This is a genomic window from Ktedonobacter robiniae, from assembly GCF_016587375.1.
In the GTDB taxonomy this organism is placed as follows: domain Bacteria; phylum Chloroflexota; class Ktedonobacteria; order Ktedonobacterales; family Ktedonobacteraceae; genus Ktedonobacter; species Ktedonobacter robiniae.
Genome location: NZ_BNJG01000001.1, coordinates 2,229,731 through 2,247,564, shown reverse-complemented (window position 1 = coordinate 2,247,564; position 17,834 = coordinate 2,229,731). Strand labels below are relative to the sequence as shown.

At 53.8% G+C, this 17,834-nt stretch carries 14 protein-coding genes; 5 read left to right on the top strand and 9 right to left on the bottom strand.

Annotation, left to right across the window (positions count from 1 at the left end; all coding sequences use genetic code 11):
- The first annotated feature begins 513 nt into the window (after window positions 1–513).
- The 3 genes from dnaG (at window position 514) to JMJ04_RS09385 (ending at window position 5,023) form a co-directional block, all read left to right on the top strand.
- A complete protein-coding gene (dnaG, locus tag JMJ04_RS09395; protein WP_201370268.1) occupies window positions 514–2,700 on the top strand; it encodes a DNA primase in 2,187 nt (728 codons plus the stop codon).
- 190 nt (window positions 2,701–2,890) lie between these two features.
- Window positions 2,891–4,135: an RNA polymerase sigma factor RpoD gene (gene rpoD, locus JMJ04_RS09390; protein WP_307811660.1), complete on the top strand. Its 1,245-nt coding sequence runs from the start codon at window positions 2,891–2,893 to the stop codon at window positions 4,133–4,135.
- 288 nt (window positions 4,136–4,423) lie between these two features.
- On the top strand, window positions 4,424–5,023 hold the full coding sequence (locus JMJ04_RS09385) for a hypothetical protein (RefSeq protein WP_201370266.1): 600 nt from the start codon (window positions 4,424–4,426) through the stop codon (window positions 5,021–5,023).
- Between the two features lie 144 nt (window positions 5,024–5,167).
- On the opposite strand, the gene JMJ04_RS09380 is transcribed toward JMJ04_RS09385, so the two are convergent.
- A complete protein-coding gene (locus JMJ04_RS09380) occupies window positions 5,168–6,391 on the bottom strand; it encodes an MFS transporter (RefSeq protein WP_201370265.1) in 1,224 nt (407 codons plus the stop codon).
- Window positions 6,392–6,446: 55 nt separating this feature from the next.
- Here JMJ04_RS09380 and JMJ04_RS09375 point away from each other — a divergent pair, with 55 nt between their 5' ends.
- Window positions 6,447–6,803 carry a DeoR/GlpR family DNA-binding transcription regulator gene (locus tag JMJ04_RS09375; protein ID WP_236037972.1) on the top strand — a complete coding sequence of 119 codons (357 nt, stop codon included), beginning with the start codon at window positions 6,447–6,449 and terminating at the stop codon, window positions 6,801–6,803.
- Here the strand turns inward: JMJ04_RS09375 and JMJ04_RS09370 are convergent.
- The 5 genes from JMJ04_RS09370 to JMJ04_RS09350 form a co-directional block, all read right to left on the bottom strand.
- Window positions 6,786–7,676, bottom strand: a complete 891-nt coding sequence (locus JMJ04_RS09370) for a maleylpyruvate isomerase N-terminal domain-containing protein (RefSeq protein ID WP_201370264.1) — start codon at window positions 7,674–7,676, stop codon at window positions 6,786–6,788. The genes JMJ04_RS09375 and JMJ04_RS09370 overlap by 18 nt on opposite strands.
- Window positions 7,677–7,851: 175 nt before the next feature.
- The gene (gene tpiA / locus JMJ04_RS09365; RefSeq protein ID WP_201370263.1) at window positions 7,852–8,661 is read right to left on the bottom strand and encodes a triose-phosphate isomerase; all 810 of its coding nucleotides are present in this window, start codon (window positions 8,659–8,661) and stop codon (window positions 7,852–7,854) included.
- 97 nt (window positions 8,662–8,758) lie between these two features.
- Window positions 8,759–9,952, bottom strand: a complete 1,194-nt coding sequence (locus tag JMJ04_RS09360; protein WP_201370262.1) for a phosphoglycerate kinase — start codon at window positions 9,950–9,952, stop codon at window positions 8,759–8,761.
- Window positions 9,953–9,955: 3 nt separating this feature from the next.
- Complete coding sequence (gene gap, locus JMJ04_RS09355; protein ID WP_201370261.1) at window positions 9,956–10,969, bottom strand: type I glyceraldehyde-3-phosphate dehydrogenase; 1,014 nt, start codon at window positions 10,967–10,969, stop codon at window positions 9,956–9,958.
- Between the two features lie 500 nt (window positions 10,970–11,469).
- Entirely contained in the window at window positions 11,470–13,008 is a 1,539-nt protein-coding gene (locus JMJ04_RS09350) for a pyridoxal phosphate-dependent aminotransferase (RefSeq protein WP_201370260.1), read from the bottom strand.
- A 241-nt stretch (window positions 13,009–13,249) separates the two neighbouring features.
- Here JMJ04_RS09350 and JMJ04_RS09345 point away from each other — a divergent pair, with 241 nt between their 5' ends.
- Entirely contained in the window at window positions 13,250–14,005 is a 756-nt protein-coding gene (locus JMJ04_RS09345) for an SDR family NAD(P)-dependent oxidoreductase (RefSeq protein WP_201370259.1), read from the top strand.
- A 77-nt stretch (window positions 14,006–14,082) separates the two neighbouring features.
- Here JMJ04_RS09345 and hutH read toward each other — a convergent pair whose 3' ends face one another.
- The 3 genes from hutH to JMJ04_RS09330 all read right to left on the bottom strand — a co-directional run bounded on the left by hutH (window position 14,083) and on the right by JMJ04_RS09330 (window position 17,566).
- A complete protein-coding gene (hutH, locus tag JMJ04_RS09340) occupies window positions 14,083–15,630 on the bottom strand; it encodes a histidine ammonia-lyase (protein ID WP_420799479.1) in 1,548 nt (515 codons plus the stop codon).
- Between the two features lie 299 nt (window positions 15,631–15,929).
- Window positions 15,930–16,502, bottom strand: a complete 573-nt coding sequence (locus JMJ04_RS09335) for a GNAT family N-acetyltransferase (RefSeq protein WP_201370257.1) — start codon at window positions 16,500–16,502, stop codon at window positions 15,930–15,932.
- 185 nt (window positions 16,503–16,687) lie between these two features.
- Entirely contained in the window at window positions 16,688–17,566 is an 879-nt protein-coding gene (locus tag JMJ04_RS09330) for a hypothetical protein (protein ID WP_201370256.1), read from the bottom strand.
- Between the last annotated feature and the right edge of the window lie 268 nt (window positions 17,567–17,834).

The window sequence follows — 17,834 nt, the reverse complement described above, 5'->3', positions numbered from 1 at the left end:
TTGCGAAGGGATTTTATGCATATATTAGGGGCGAGAGACAATGGTAGGAAACCAAAAGTTATCCACTTATCCACATCCCCTACTACTACTATCTAATATATTTTTTTAAAATAAAATAAATATATTAGTAGTTAGGGCTGTGGAAAATGTGGATAACTTTGAGTTACTCAAGAAACACAAGAAAGAAATGTGGATTTTTTTGTCACCTGGTAGAGTCAGAGATCGTCTATAGAATGGATGTTCTGTTAAGTGGCTAAGAGAGAGCGACGTTTTTATTTTTGTATGGCCTTGTACCCGTATTAGAATAATCTTAAGCCAGGAATATACACTCTCCAGGTCACACCCCCTGGTAGATTACATCTATGGCACACATGTTTGCAGTGCGCTATCTTCATGCTGTAGAATACCTGGGCACTATTACTTACCCACCTCATAAGCTATGTGCCACTATTTTCTCTGTGATGACCCGTTATATGTTTTGTAAGAGCAACATCTATCTTTGAGGGCCAGGAAATGACATCTATTATCGAAACTATCAAGGCTAAAGTTGACGTAGCCGAAGAGATCAGCCTGGTTGTTGCACTACACAAATCGGGAAAGACCTTGAAAGGGCTCTGCCCGTTTCACAACGAGCGGACGCCTTCGTTCTATGTCTTTCCAGAGACTCAGACCTGGCGTTGCTTTGGCTGTAACGAGGGGGGAGATGTTTTCTCCTTTGTGCAAAAGCAGCAGAGCTTGGAGTTTCGCGAGACCCTGGAATACCTGGCCCAGAAGGCAGGTGTGGCGCTAGAGGAGCAGGAGAGTCATAACGCCGAGGCTTCGCGTGAGACGAACGCGGCTAAAGAGCGCCTGCGCCAGTTGAACGAGGATGCCTTGCTCTGGTTTCACCATATGCTTCTGCGTTCGCGTGAGGCAGAGGAGGCGCGTGCATATATCCAGAGCCGGGGTATCTCCGCAGATACCGTTATTACTTTTGGCTTGGGCTATGCACCTGACCAGTGGGATGGTTTGTCGCGCTATTTGCTCAGTCGCGGTTATAGCGAGCGCGAGCTGGTTGTTGGGGGACTGGCACGTGAGCGAGAAATGGGTAGCTCTGACCGAAGTGGACGCGAGAGCGGCGAGGGAAATACAGAAAATGGCATCTATGATTACTTTAGAAACCGAATTATCTTTCCGATACGGGATATACGGGGACGCGTGATTGGCTTTGGTGGAAGAGCACTTGGAGACGGAAAACCCAAATATCTTAACTCGCCACAGACGCTGCTGTTTGAGAAAAATACAGTCTTATACGCCCTGGATATGGCGCGCGATGCAATAAAACAGGCCCGGCAAGTTGTTATTGTCGAAGGATATGTTGATGCCATCATTGCTCACCAGTATGGCACCAGGCAAACTGTGGCCTGTATTGGTAGCGCGATCACCGAAAAGCACATTCAGCAACTGAAGAAGATGACCAAGCAAGTAACCCTGGCGCTGGATCCTGACGCCGCAGGAAGCGCAGCGACGGAGCACGGTATCCAGGAAGCCTTGAAGGGCTTTGATCGCACTGTTGTACCTGTGCCATTGCCTGGCGGATCCCCTGATCGTCAATGGCCGCGAGAGGGGCGCAAGGGGGGCAATAATGTGCGTGAGCAGAAGGGATCCTACGCCGGCAAGCAGCAGGCACGTGGGATTATTCGCCTGGAGGAGCAGGTGGATGCGGAGATCAACGTGCTTCAGTTGCCCTTGGGTGAAGATCCTGATGAGTTTATCAGGCGTGACCATGCTGCCTGGCTCTACGCTGTCGGCCATCCACTACCCCTGGTAGACTACTTCTTTGTCGTCAAGACGGCGGACCTGGATATTCGTGAGCCAGTGGGCAAGACCGAGGCCGCGAAACGCTTGTTGCCAGTCATTGGCATGATCAGTGATCGTATTAAGCGTGACGCCTACATACGCAAGCTTGCAAGGCTTATTGCTATCGATGAGCGAAGTTTGTATGCTGAATTACAACATACCCTGAGGGAACAACGGGCGACGAGTGTTACTGCAACGTTCTCTGCTCCGTTAGACAAAAGGAACGCTGATAGTGCGAAGGGATTTAGCAAAGAACAAGCAGGGTCAGTGCTTGGAGCACCACCCATTGGTGAACAAGGCCATCCAGGCAGCGGGCAGAAGAGGGAAGCAAGGACGAATGGTCTAGTCGGTGCACAGCGTCATGGTACCAGTGGTATACTTGACAGAGGTGAGGCGAATAGGCTAAAATGGGAGGACTACCTGATTGGGCTACTCCTGCAAAATCCCGGATTAAGTCCCTATGTTTATGGTATAATAGACGATGGTGACTTCGCTGGGACAGATACGCGAGAGTTGTACCACATTCTCTATTCTGTGTATCAACAACGTGCTTCTTCCCCCTCACTTCAATCCTTTGATCAGTATGTGCCTGCCTCGTTATGGGACGCGCTCAATCGGGCGCGCGAATGCGTAGACATGGAGACTCCACGCGATGGAGCTGGACTGGTAAAAGAAGCGGTCCAGTGTGCGACGCGCCTGAAACGAGCAAGGCTTGTACAACTGAATACCGAATTGCAATTTCTCATACGCGAAGCCACTGCTGCTGGTGATGCACAAACGAGGAGACAGTTACAGCAGCGACTACTGGAAATTCACCGGCAGTTACACACGATTGATTCTGCAACACACCTGCAAGGCTAGTCCTACCTGGCCCTGTTGTGTATATGTTACTGTCGACATTTCAAGCAAGCGCAAATTATTTAGGCGCGGTATCATCTTTTTACATATAGGATCAGGAAACGGGATATTTCATCTTATCGTTTATGTATGTACAGCCACGTCCTGTTTTCTGAAGGGGGATGCCAGAATGGTGAATCGGGAACAAGAAGTTATGGATCGAGTACAAAGTGGGCATGTGAGCACGGGGTCATTGGGGAATGTTTTTGAAATGGAAACCTTTAATGAGACTCTTTTAAACGATACGGAAAGTGTCTTTGATATTGAAGCCATTGGTCGTGCTCATCAAGAAGCGACTGGAAATGCCTCAAGTGCGGCTCTGGGCGCGGAGGGTGAGTCTTTCGATCTGTTTAAATTACAGGACGAAGAGTCTATGGACGCCCTGGACCCAAACAAAGAGCCGCCAGCAGACTGGGAGCCCAGCCCTGAGGAAATGAACGATGTAGACGCCGAGGTCCTGGCTGATCCCAAGTGGGAGGATTTACAGGATGGTTTCGGTATCGCTGTGGCCGACCTGGAAAGCAGCCTGGATGATCCCGTGCGTATGTATCTGCGCGAGATCGGGCGTGTACCCCTGTTGACAGCCAATGAAGAGATTCGCCTGGCTCAATTGATGGAGCGAGGAAAGGCTGAGCGCCTCAAGCCCGCGCCAAACTATCGCTATATCTCTGAGGGTGAAGAGGCACAGAAACGCCTGACAGAGGCCAATCTGCGCCTGGTCGTAAGCGTGGCGAAAAAGTACATTGGGCGCGGTATGAACCTGCTGGACCTCATCCAGGAGGGCAATATCGGCCTGATTCGTGCGGTTGAGAAGTTCGATTATAACAAAGGGTTTAAGTTTAGCACCTACGCGACCTGGTGGATTCGCCAGGCTATTACTCGCGCTATTGCAGACCAGGCTCGCACGATCCGTATTCCCGTTCACATGGTGGAGACGATCAACCGCCTGATCCGCATTAGCCGCCGCCTGTTGCAAGATCTTGGTCGCGAACCAACCTCGGAAGAGATCGCCGCTCAGATGGAGATCAGTGCAGAGAAGGTGCGCGAGATCATTAAGGTCAGCCAGGAGCCAGTAAGCCTGGAAACTCCCATCGGCGAGGAAGACGATAGCCACCTCGGCGACTTTATCGAGGATCATACGGCACTTGCCCCCGCGGACGCCGCGAGCCACCAGCTGTTGAAAGAGCAGGTGGAGGATGTACTCGATAGCCTGACTGAGCGCGAGCGCAAGGTCTTGCAGCTGCGCTTTGGTCTCGACGACGGGCGTAGCCGTACCCTCGAAGAGGTCGGTAAGGAGTTTCATGTCACGCGCGAGCGCATTCGTCAGATCGAGGCCAAGGCGCTGCGCAAATTGCGCCATCCAAGCCGCAGCCGCAAGCTGAAGGATTACCTGGATTAGTCGCTTGTTTGCCTGCCTGCCTGCCGGGTTTTGTTACTAACAGGTGCATCGCGTAGCAAATGGTAGCTAATTATAGTAATCCACAATGCCATGTGGCCGTATCTACGTGGTAAGCATTGTTCCCCAATCACTAAAACGATAAGAGGCAGAGACACGTCGTCAGGAATATGCGGCGTGTCTCTGCTTGTCTTGGCCCAGGTCTGACCTATCGTTACGACTCATCACTGCGTTCCATATCCACGTGAGCCACAATGTGGCGAGAAGTCCCGTCCAAAGGAATGGCAAACTATGCATGTGAAACGCAATCCTGAAGCCGAGTTTTTACGTGAAGAGATCGCAAAGGAGCGCGCCGCGCAAAGGCGGCGTGCCCTGCGGGCAATGATACTTTTTTGCGCGACACTCTTCCTCTGCTCACTGACCACGTTACGCGCGCTCTTTACTCAGCAGCCTCTGGTTGTATTACTCTTCCTCCTCCTTCTCATGGGATTGCTGATCTGGGGCATTTATAACGGTGTGCGTAACTATCGGATAGGCAAGTCACCTATTGCCGCGATAGATATTGAGGAGCGTAGACTACAGGAGCGCGCCTTTCTCTTTGCCTCGGCCCAGGGCCAGGTGCCGCGCACGTTGGGCCTACCCAGTCTTATCACAAAGGGCGTGCTTGCGCTTCTCTGCCTGGGTTGGTCGACTGATCTGCTTGTGATTTATGGAGCCAGCCAGGGAATCGCCACGTTCGCCATCATTTTCCTCTTTCCCCTGGGAGTTCTCCTGGTCAGTGTAACCATTAGAGACTGGCTGAGGCGCCGTAGGTTGCTACGCGAGAGCGCCGATATCCTCGCTGAACGCCTCATGCTCGGCGAGATCACCGAGGGCCATGATGCAGAATAATAATTTTCTCTCCCAAATAAAAAGTATCTTGCTACTTTTTATTTGGGAGAGAAAAAGAAGATATATCATTAAGCTATATCATAACCCTGCAAAGCGTCGAGAACACCTTACTACGGTATGCCCAGCAGGAAGGCTGGGCATACTTTACTTTATGTGAAGCGCCGCAGGCGCTGAGGAGTGTAGAAACAGCCAGAAGACAATCATGAGTAGTGCCAGGAGAATGACAAAGGGAAGCAGTGCCCAGAGTCCAAGAAGTTGCGCGATATTCCCTGTGAGCCAGGGGAAGAGTGCGGCTCCCATACTGCCCAGGCTGGCCAGAAAACCAATGCTGCTGGCCAGGAGACGTGAGGGCACAAGATCTGACATGATAGAGATGGTGGTGGGGAACATTGGCCCCAGGCTAAAGCCCGCCACGAAGAGTCCAATGGCTGCGTATATCGCCGAGGGGATAAGCCAGACCAGCAGCAAACTACCGACAAAGCCTCCGAGGCAGATCAGGATCACACGTTTTGCACCCAGGCGCTGTATCAGGTGAGCCAGCGCAACGCGACCAGCAGTTAAGCCAAACCAGTAGCCACTGACAAGGGTGCCCATAAGCACGACATCTCCATGGCGCTCCTCGGTTAGAAAGCTATAGCTCCAGGCGCCCAGGGTGACCTCCGCGCCGACATAGAAGAGTAGAAAGAGAGCTGCAAACCAGACGACACGCAGTTTAAGCGCCTGAACAAGTACATTGCCCTGCCCCTCTTCGTTTGTCCCCTCGACGGGGGCCGTAATGGGGGTACGTCTCAAGATGAGCCAGAGGCAGAGTATGCCAAGGAGTCCTGCACCAGCCCACAGCATATAGATCACATTCCAGTTTTGCCTGAGCGCGAAGAGACCTGTCGCCGTGAGAGGTCCCAGCCAGGCCCCGATGCCATAGAAGGCGTGGAAGTAGTTGAGCAGGGCCGAGCTACGCGGAAGGCTGGCGATGAAGGTGTTAAGGCCCGCGTCAAGCATGGCGATGCCAAAGCCAAGAATCAGGACACAGGGTAAGAGCAAGAAGAAAAATGGTTGTAGACTGATAAGCACTGCGCCCAGGATAAGCAGTCCTGCCCCGGTCATTAATGCGCGCTCTTTGCCTATCTTCTCGATAATCAGGCCATTGCTAAAGGCCGCGCTGAGATAGCCCAGGGTACTAAATAGAAAGATCAGGCTGACTACAGAATTATTGAGCGCATAGTGTATGCGCACATGAGGGAGCAGTACGCCAAAAGCACCGTCGTTTGCCCCAATGAGCAAAATCAGGAAGAAGGCGATTGCGATATGTAGGGCGAACGAAGAGGGAGTACGTCTGGTGTTTGGAGTCGTCTGGTCTGTTGAAATCACGCGAATCTTTCCTATCCATTTGTATATGGCCACCTATGTTTGACGCTATAGATATATGGATTATATCAAACACCAGGAAGAGGAGATCGCGCAAAAAAGATCCGCGGCCAGGCTGGTAAGGGGTGGACAGGTGATTGTCATGGATGGGGGAACCACGACACTACAGGTAGCGCGCTACCTGCCGCGTGATCTACGGGCCACGGTAGTAACAAATAGCCCGCCAATTGCCGTTGAACTGAGCGAGCATTCAACGGTTGAGGTCGTGTTGCTGGGTGGAAGACTGCATAAGGCTTCTCAGGTGACTGTGGGAGTCGAGACGGTGGAGGCTCTACGCACCTATCAAGCAGATATATGTATGCCAGGGGTACATAGCCTGGAAAACGCTCTTCTTCTATCAGGCAGGTTCAAATAAATCATAGAGGCGCTGCACCAGGCGCAGATCGCCGCGAAATCTCATACGTCCCAACACAAGCGCGCGCCGCAGGCTGGACTCTTTTGTAAAGCAGGAGCACATGGCTTCAGCACCAGGATGCCAGATGGTGAGCGTAGGACGCTCTACATGGCCTTTATCGGCGTATGCTCCCTGTGGTGTGAGCGTAAGGGTCCACTGGCCGCCAGCGGGTCCCTGGATGTCGTAGTTGACGGTAGCGTGAAGGTCGCGCTCGCGTTCACGCCAATACAGAAAGGTGAGCATCTGGAATAAACGCGTGAGGTTACGCTGCAAGAAGTCAGGCACATAGGTGTTCCAGAGTGGAGGTCTGCCCGCCGCCGCCGTAAGCTGCTGAGCATGAGTAATGGCTGGATGGACCAGTTGAGTACCGATGAGTTCAATAATGGTGGGTGGGCGATCAAAAAAGGCAATAGCCGTTGGACGCATCAGGTCGACGTTTGAGAGCATAGGGATGAGCTGGGCGGTCTGACGAAGCGCTTGAGCGAGCTGCTCAAGTAGCTGGGTGGGTGGAAGGTGATGCCTCGCCGAGATATCTTCTTTTTGCAAGGCAGGCAGTTCATAACGGCGCGTCACATTGACGCGAGTAAAGCGCTCACCAGTGAGTGCTTTTTCTATGGTCTGCAAATACAGTTCCGCTGTGGCTGTGACATGGGCCAGCGTTTCATGCATTGTCCAGCCTGCCCCATGTTTCTCGGTTGGGCGCGCCCAGCTTTTCGTCTGTACTGCATCCAGGCTCTGGGTAAGTATGAGCGCAAGTTGCTCCAGATCGCCCACGAGATGTTCTGGCGCGAAGGCAGGCGTGCTGAGCAGGGGAGAAGAGTGTGCCTGTACCATGTATGACCTCTGTATGATGCCTATTTTCGTGATCTTTTACCCGTTCTTGACGATATAACCATCTTAGCATATGAGAGAACATGTGTGTAGAGTGCCGTCCCCAAAAGAATGCAGTCAGGCTCGTCCTCCCAGTGACGAGCCTGACTGCATTCTGATCGATAAGTTGATTGCTATTTTAGTGACGGATCTGGCGACTGTTGCGGACGATATTGATAAAGTCGGGTTTGAGGCTGGCTCCACCGACGAGGGCGCCATCGATGTCTGGATAGGCCATGAATTCGGCGATATTGTCCGAGGTCACGCTGCCGCCGTAGAGGATGCGTACCACTGAGGCGACCCCGGCCCCATAGAGCGCCTGGTACTCCTGGCGAATCTGGCGAATAACGTTGTTGGCGATCTCGCCGGTCGCGGCCTTGCCTGTGCCAATGGCCCAGATGGGTTCATAGGCAATCACGATCTCACGAGCCTGCTCGGGCGTGAGATTAGCCAGGCTTGCCCGTATCTGGGTGGTAATGATGTGGGCCGTCTCACCGCTCTCGTGCTGCTGCTCATTCTCGCCGATGCACACGATGGGCCTGAGTCCATGGCGTAGCGCGGCCAGGGTCTTTTTGTTTACCAGTTCATCGGTCTCACCAAAATATGTACGGCGTTCGGAGTGGCCGAGAATGACGGTCGTGCAAAGCTCATGTACCATATTGGGAGAGAGTTCGCCTGTGAAGGCCCCTTTCTCCTCAAAGTACATATTCTGGGCGCCAAGCTCTATCTGGGGCGAGCTAGTGGCATCGGGAATATCTAGCACGGCGCGTACTGCTGCTAGGGAGATGGCGGGTGGACAGAGGATACACAGCGGTGAGCCAGGGGCTTGAAGAGCCTCCACCAGGGCTGGCTGGATCTCCTGTACAAATTTCGCGGCTTCTCGCGGCCCATAATTCATCTTCCAGTTGCCCGCAATAATGGCGGTACGGCCAGTTGAGGATGCAGTCATATAATTTATACCTCTTTGTATAAGCAATTCTAATAATTGTCACACGAATAGAGTCGGATCACACATATGATCCGACTCTATTATCATAAACACTGGACTAGCGATCTTGCAAGGCTGCCACGCCTGGGAGGGTCTTACCTTCGAGGAATTCGAGGGAGGCGCCCCCACCCGTGGAGACGTGTGACATCTTCTGCGCGGCCCCGGCCTGCTCGACCGCTGCGGCGGAGTCGCCACCACCAATGATGGTTGTGGCACCCTCGGCGGTACGACGGCCCAGGATCTCAACCACGGCATTGGTGCCCTTTGCGAAGGCGGGCATCTCAGCCACACCGAGGGTACCATTGAAGATGATTGTCTGCGCCGAGGCCAGGGCCTGCGCAAACTGCTCGATAGTCGCGGGTCCAATGTCGAGGATGCGCCAGTCTGTGGGAACCTCCTGGCTCGCCACAACCTTTGCATCGGCATCGGGTGCGAAACGATCTGCGATCACGACATCGCCCGGTAGGAGAAACTCGATGCCCCGCTCGCTGGCCTTACGCATAAGGTCACGTGCCACATCCAACTTGCTGTCCTCGACGAGCGATTCACCAATCTCCAGGCCCTGGGCCTTGAGGAAGGTGTTCGCCATGCCGCCGCCGATCAGGATGCCATCGGCGATGGCGATGAGGCGTTCCAGGACCGCGATCTTGTCGGAGACTTTGGCCCCACCCACAATGGCTTTAAAGGGGTGGCGCGGGTTCTCCAGCGTAGAGCCAAGATAATTGAGTTCTTTCTCCATCAGAAAGCCAGCGACACCAGGTAGGTAGTGCGTCACGCCCTCGGTTGAAGCGTGGGCGCGATGCGCGGTGCCAAAGGCGTCGTTGATGTAGAGATCACCCAGTTCTGCCAGCTGGCGCGCGAAGGCTGGATCGTTCTCCTCCTCTTCCTTATGGAAGCGCAGGTTTTCCAGCAAGAGCACCTCTCCGGGTTGCAGGGCCTGGGCCTCGGAGAGTGCCTCGGCGCCAACGCAATCCGACGTGGTCTTCACTGGCTGCTGGAGTAGCTCGCTCAAGCGCTGAGCCACCGGGCGTAAGCGCATGGACTCTACAACCTTCCCTTTGGGGCGGCCCAGGTGCGACATCAGAATCAGCGACGCGCCATGTTCAAGCAGGAAGCGCAGCGTCGGCAGCGCGGCGGTGATACGGATATCGTCGGCGATGCGCTGGTTCTCGTCCAGAGGCACGTTGAAATCAACGCGCACCAGGACTCGCTTACCAGTGACATCAATATCACGAATCGTCTTCTTGTTCATGGGCTAGAAGCCCTTTTGACCGATGAAGTTCGCCAGGTCCGCGACGCGGCAGGAGTAGCCCCACTCATTGTCGTACCAGGAGACGACCTTGACCATATTATCACCAAGCACCATCGTTGATTCTCCATCAATAATGGAGGAGTGAGGGTTGCCACGGAAGTCGCTGGAGACCAGGGGCTCATCGGTGTAATCGAGGATGCCCTTGAGTGCGCCAGCGGCGGCCTCCTTGAAGGCGTTATTGACGGCCTCTTTGCTCAGAGGCTTCTGCGTGGTTGCCACGAAGTCAACGACAGAGACGGTGATGGTGGGAACGCGTAGGGACATGCCATCGAAGCGACCCTTTAGCTCTGGAATGACCAGGGCCAGGGCGCGGGCGGCACCAGTCGTGGTTGGAATGATATTGGCAGCGGCGGCACGCGCGCGGCGCAGGTCCTTGTGAACCTGGTCAAGGATGCGCTGGTCATTGGTGTATGAGTGAATGGTGTTCATCATACCGCGCTCGATACCGAAGGTATCATTGAGCACTTTGGCGGCTGGCGCGAGACAGTTGGTGGTGCAGGAGGCGTTGGAGATAATATGGTGTTTGGCAGGATCGTATGTGTTCTCGTTCACGCCTAGCACCATCGTCAGGTCCTCGCCCTTGGCGGGAGCCGAGATGATCACTTTCTTGGCGCCACCGCGCAGGTGAGCGGCGGCCTTCTCGGCATCGGTGAAGAAGCCAGTGGACTCAATTACAACCTGCACGCCGAGATCACTCCAGGGAATCTGGGCTGGGTCACGCTGAGAAATAACTTGAATCTTATGACCATTGACGATCAGCGAGTCCTCTGTGGCCTCGACGGTGCCAGGGAAACGACCATAGGTGGAGTCATACTTAAGCAGGTGGGCGTTGGTTGAGGTATCGGTCAGGTCGTTAATCGCAACGACCTCAATGTCCTCGGGGTGGCGTTCCAGCATGGCTTTCATAGACTGGCGACCAATGCGTCCAAAACCGTTGATACCTACACGAAGAGTCATATCCTAATTTCTCCTTTTTCATCTGAACGGTTACGAGTGTACTAACGAGCAGAGCGAACCGGTTTTTTTCAGCGTGCAGAGATAGCTGCAACGACTGAGTGTGTGTGTACGAATAAAAGTAGGTATGGCTATGACAGGGCTACAATCCGTCCATCATGGACTCCTGTCATAACACATAGTACTGATCGTGACAACCGGGTTTTAACTGCATGTAGTACCATGTCATCATTAACAAGGGGCGATGCGACAGTGCATCCAAAAAGAAACGCCAGTATGCTTGTCTTGGTTTGCCCCGCACACCCAGGATGAGGAACTTACCTGATCCAACGCATTGTGTGCAAGTTAATGGAAGTTATATCCTGGGAAGTATGGAAGGTGGTAAATGACAGGTGGCACAACCTGCTCTGGCTAGAGCCTTGTCAGCCAGCCTCCCTGCTCCCCTGGCAAGAACTTTGAAAAGTTCATAGCCCTCTACAGAGTACCATTTAGGACAACTGATATCAAGTAGGAATATTTGGTGTGCTCACGTTGTTCAACGTGGCATCGGATGTAGATGAGTCTTTAGTGCCTGTCGAGTTTGTTGAGTCTACTGCTGGCACAGGAAGAAAGCCGATTGAGAAGCGAATGTAGGCATCGGTATAGCCAAAACCTGAACCAGGCACGCCCGCGATGCCTGTCTTCTCAAAGAGCGAGAAGGCATCTTCTCCGGGAGCAAGCTTACTCCAGTTATAGACGGTGGTGTCATCATCGACATAAATCTCGGCGAAGAGGGGTTGCTGGGTATTGATCTGGCGTAGCTGCTCAATGAAACGCTGGCGGCGCAGACGATAGAAGGCGCGCAACTTCTCCATTAGCCAGGGGCGTTCCTGTAGGAGACGATAATAGGCCATGAAGCGCAGTTGCCACTCGCCGGGAAGGGAGGCCATGCCATTCGTCCAACTAGCGGCAATGGTGTTGGCGATAGCTGGATTCGCGCAGGTGACCCAGCCAAAGCGCTCGCCGGTTAGCGTACTGGTCTTTGAGAGGCTGCTAACAAAGAGTGTGTGCTGGAGAATATCCGTGTCCTGGAAGGCAGACATGCGCTCCCGGTCTAACTCTGGCTGACTAGTGCCGATATAGGCCAGGTCGGCCAGAACCAGGATCTCGCGCCCATTCTGCCAGTAGCGATGCAATACATCATAGAGCGAGCGTAGCTCGGCGGCCGTAAAAGAGAAGGCCGTAGGATTATTACTGATGGCCAAGTAGACAACGCGAATATCTTCATGCTCCTGTAACAAGGCGTCGAGCTGGGAGCCAGTTAGTTTGAAGTGATGCTCCTCTGCTGTCTGGAAGCGATGTAGGGTATAGCCATAGGTGCGTGCCTGCCATTCGGGGACACCAAAGCCCGGCTCAGGGAAGAGAATGCCGATGTCTTCCATGTTGTGTTGCTGAAAGTGGAGGGTCAGGCCGCGCAGGGTTTTATCGATGCCATCCATTGCGCCCAGGCTGGGGAGAATATGTTCATATGTAACAGGCAGGTTCCAGAGGGTAGCCATCTCGTGTGCCAGCCAGGAGCGGAGCACGGGATTACCAACACCATAGATATCATAGATACGCAGATCAAAGCCCTGTTGCAACAGGAGGTGCTCGCACTCTAGCATCTGCTCGCGCAGCCAGAGATAGGTCGAGCCGCTGGCGGTATAGCCAGAGACCAGCTTCTCTCCTGGCAGGGCCACGCCCAGCTCATCGGCCAGGAGGCGATAGTCACGCGAACCGCCTGGCTCACCCTCGCACTCGGTAATCAAGCGCACATTGATATCGCCAATCGTGCGATTGACAATCTCAGATATGATCACCTCTTCTGAGATATTGTGCTGGCGGCAGGCCTTTTCCAGTTCTGTGACTATCCGTGCCATAATACGAATAGGTCCTGGCCCATCCTGCAAGAGAGGGCGATAATATTTAATAAGCTGACTGCGCAGTTCGCGCAGAGTAGCTTGTTGTTCTTCCTGATTCAAAGACGTGGTGGAAAGGTCCACAGAGAGATCATGGGTAACCATAAGATATACTCCCTTCATACGCGCAACACATGGCGCTTCATCCTGTTAAGGAGCGGTACCATCTTCATTGGTGATACCATCCCTATGAGTGTAGCACATACGCTGCATAAGCGACAAGTAGATCTATGAGGCGACAGAAGTAGGTTCGCCCCGCGTTTGTAAGAACCAATCTCCATAATTTCCAGCGGAGAAAGCCCTGATGTTTCACGTGAAACATTTACTAATAAAAAGGAGTGTGGCTATGACGGGCATACAGGGGAAGAATGTTGTGATAACCGGTGGGGGACGCGGGATTGGACGTGTCATGGCCCTGGGTTTTGGGCGCGAAGGTGCCAGGGTATTGATACATTATGGAAAAAGCCGGGAGCAGGCCGAGGAGGTCGTGCGCGAGCTACAAGACAGCGGAGGCCTGGCGGATGCGCTCCAGGCAGATATTAGCGATAGCGACCAGGCAACGGGTTTAGTCAAAGAGGCGGCGAAGCGCCTGGGCGAGATCGATGTCTGGATCAACAATGCCGGAGCCAGCGCTAACTCTGTGGAGGCTGGAGGCTTAAACGAGATCCAGCGCTTTGAACGCATGATGCGCGTGGATGTCCAGGGGACATGGACGTGTTGTCGTGAGGTAAGGCCATATATGCGACCCGGAGGCTGTATTATCAACATAGGCTGGGATGGAGCGCTCTCAGGTGCGGCTGGCCTCACCAACCAGCTCTACGCCATGAGCAAGGGCGCGGTTATCTCCCTTACCCGTTGCCTGGCGGTCGAGTATGCTCCAGATATCCGCGTCAACTGTATTGCCCCTGGCTGGATCGAGAACACGTGGGCTAAAGAGCAGGCCAGTCCCGCATTCTACCAGCGTGTCAAAGAGTCTATTCCCTTAAAGCGCTGGGGTGAAGCAGAAGACATCGTAGGCGTGGCCCTCTTCCTCGCCTCGCCCGCCGCTGCCTATATCACCGGCCAGATCTTGCCAGTCAATGGCGGCAGCGTTCGCCACTAAATGTTTCACGTGAAACATTGAAATAAAAAGAGAGGCGATGTTTCACGTGAAACATCGCCTCTCTTTGATGAAAAAGCTTAGCCCTCTACGGGGAAAGCAAAGACGCCTTCTTGCAAAGCTTGAGCGATGATGGCGATATCGGGGGCCATCACGCGATCTTCCTCAAGTTTGGCGACATAGCGACGCACATGGTCATAGGCCTGTTGAACGCCTGCGCCCGGCTTGAGTGGGAGACGGAACTCCAGCATCTGGGCCGCGCTGAGTAGCTCAATCGCGATCACCTGGCGCGCCAGTTCGAGCAGGCGCAGGAGTTTATGAGCGCTGGTCACACCCATGCTCACAAAGTCCTCCATACCAGCCGAGGTGGGTATAGAATCGATGCTGGCGGGATGGGCCAGAATCTTGATCTCATTGACCAGGGCTGCCGCCGCGTACTGTACAATCATAAAGCCCGAGTTGAGGCCTGGATTGGGTGTGAGGAAGAGGGGCGCGCCATTGGTATCCCACTCATGAGGACCCATCAGATTATAGACGCGGCGCTCAGAGAAACTGACAAGTTGGGTCAGGGCAATGGCCAGGGTATCGAGGGCCAGGGCCAGGGGCTGACCGTGGAAGTTGCCTCCACTCAGGATGTCTCCATCCTCGGGGAAGATCAAGGGATTGTCGGTGACGGCGTTTAGCTCGCGCTCAAAGATCTGCTGACAGTAGTCTAATGCGTCGCGTACCGCACCAATGACCTGTGGCGCACAACGCAAGGTGTAGGGGTCCTGTACGCGCGGACAATGCTCATGGCTCTGGCGAATCTCGCTATCATGCAGCAACTGGCGCAGGCGTGTCGCCGTCACCTGCTGGCCATACTGGCCACGGCGGCGATGGATGCGTGGGTCTAGCGGTACATGGCTACCCATCAATGCCTCAATGCTCATCGCGCAGGCCACTTCCGCGCTCTCGACCAGCGTGCGCGCATCATCTAGGGCCAGAATGGCGATAGCCTCCATCAGGTGTGTGCCATTGATCAGGGCCAGTCCTTCTTTTGCCTGAAGCACCAGTGGTTGAAGGCCAGCCTGGCGCAGGGCCTCAGCGCCGGAAATTTTCTCTCCTTTATAGAGCGCCTCGCCCTCACCGATCAAGACCAGGGCCAGGTGCGCGAGGGGGGCCAGGTCACCACTTGCACCCACCGAGCCGCGCGATGGCACGACCGGCGTAATGCCATGATTAAGCAGTGCCAGCAACTGCTGCACAACCTCGACGCGCACACCAGAGTTGCCGCGCGCGAGACTGGCGGCGAGTAGCAGGGCCATGGCCCGTGTCACATCTTCACTCAACGGCTCGCCCACGCCAGCCGCGTGACTGCGCAGCAGGTTATGCTGAAGCTGAACAAGCTGATCCTGGGGAATGCGCACGCTGCTCAGGTGGCCAAAGCCGGTGGTCACACCGTAGACTTTGCGCCCCTCAGTCGCCGCTGCATCAACAACGTCGCGCGCAGCCTGAATGCGTACGATAGCCGTGTCTTCAAGTTGCACAGGCATGGCGCGGCGCGCCACTCCTATGACCTCAGAGGGAGTAAGGGCCTCGCCAGTAATATGAACAATATCCACTGAAGAAAGAGGAGTGGCCTGCGCCATAAGTGACTGATTATTTTTCATTGTAGTGTGTTTCTGCCTGGTCTTATGCTTCGTCATAGAAGATAATCCTTTCCGGCCTCATTGCCAGTCTGCCTTTGTAAAAATCTATGTTCTCCTTAGATGATAGCAGAAGTAAGCCTGCTCGTAAATGCATGTATACTTACACGGCAGAGGGATGTTTCACGTGAAACATCCCTCTGCCGTGTAAGTAGCGCTCGTTGGGATTCACCTCTTCACAATGTTTCACGTGAAACAGGAGAACCGATGTTGACCATGTTAATATGGTAGAAAAATTGTGATCAATTGTCAGAACAGACTTTTTGCGCTTCAGTTACCACGGGGAGATGGAAGAAATCGGCGCTCGCCCGGGCTTGCTCACTCGACTCGAAAAGCGTGATGCCAGAGACGTGACCCTGGGAAACAACGAGATCGCTCACAACGTGAAAGCCTGCTTTCTCGATACCGCGCCCCGATGCTACATTGTTGGGCAGGTAGCCAATCCAAAAGCGCTGCATCTGCTCTTCCTGGCGAATGATAGCCTGGAGCAGGCGAGGATAGATGCCACGACCACGCCACTCTGGAAGAGTGAGAAAACTATAGAGGTAGCAATTTTCAGGGGTTATGGCGAAGGACAACTGAAGATCGGAAATACTTCCCTCTTGCGTCGCCACCCAACCATAGGCGACTAGCGTATCACCCATAAAAGCTAGATAAGATCGATTGCCCGTCTGCAAGCGGGTGATAATGACCTGTGGAGAGTGATTGGTAAGGCGTGCAATTTCTTCTATATCTGTTGAGATACGAGCGGAGAATGTTGGGAGAGGCGAGAGATCGGGTAAGGAATCTCTCCGCCACCATGTTGCGAAAGTCATGAAAAAAAGTACCTCCTTGTAAGACGCTTTCAGTATACTCACATCTCCTTCAAGAAAGCAATCAGGTAAATATCCTATGGCAGACAATGTTTCACGTGAAACATTGTCTGCCATAAACAGCTCAACAGTATATGAGTATGCAAGTAGCACTGGGTCTTGCCTGCCGCCCGATATCCTGAAGGGCATCAATGTGAGCTAACGTTTTCGTATGCATCCAGGGTGCGGAGAGCCTCTATGGTAACGCGCCCCCGCCATTCACTCTCAACCGTCGAGCTAATAGGATCCCAGGCGATAGGCCAGCCACCATCCTCGCGTTGGCGCTCAGCGAAAGCAGCCAGGTGCTTCTCAATGATATCGTTGGTGAAGAGGCGGCGGCAAAAGCTGTGGGGGTTCGGTGCCCAGTCCAGCGGCTTCTGTACATAACCCTGGGCATGGGGATCGAGTTCAATGACTCCGGGCTGTGCGAGGCGAGTGGCGATACGCTGTAGCTCGTGCTCGGCGCGTCCACGATCTGGAGTATATTCAAGGAATGTGATAACTGGCATCAATGTGTGAAACTCGGTTGAATCCAGTGCCTCAATTTCTCGCCAGCAGAACGCGGAAGCGGTCTCGATCCAGGGATGCTGAACGCCATGCTTGAGTAGCAGGCCCACCAGTGCCGCGGTAGGATTGAGCGAGGCAGGCGGGTTTTCGCCGACCGTCCACCAGGGGGCATGGGGATAGGCATTGACTGATGGCAGGGCGAACGGTACGCCGCCCTCGGAGGTAGTAATAGTAGCCAGGTAATCACAGGCCCGTGTAACCATGCGATCATCCATAGCATTGATGGCATCTAGAATGTGCAGGGCGAACTCGACATCCTGAGGTTGACTGGTGGGGCAGCGCTTATCTGGTTCTAGCGCGTTACCAAAGCCCCCGTCCTCATTCTGGTAAGCGTGGAGAGCAGCGAGTACAGGCTCCTTGCCGCCATTGGCGAAGAGGTAGGCAAACAGATTGCGCTCAAGGAGCCGGGCATGCAACCAGGTAAATTCCTGGGCTTTGGCGAGACGCTGACTACGATTCATAGAGACGTTCCTTTCTTCGATTTCATCCAGTATTGTGTTCCAACACGGGAAGTATAGATGAACGGAGTGACAACCCTATGTCAGTAGCGACCATGGTTTTATAAGAGTCGCGAGACTGTTCTCTTATGTTTCACGTGAAACATTGCTTAGGTGACAGGGCATCATGTAGGCTATAGTTCGCTTGAAATTCACTCAATCTCATTAATATTTTGTCTTTCTGAGAGTTCGTTTGCTAACCGACGCTGCTAAAGCACGCGTCTACATATCG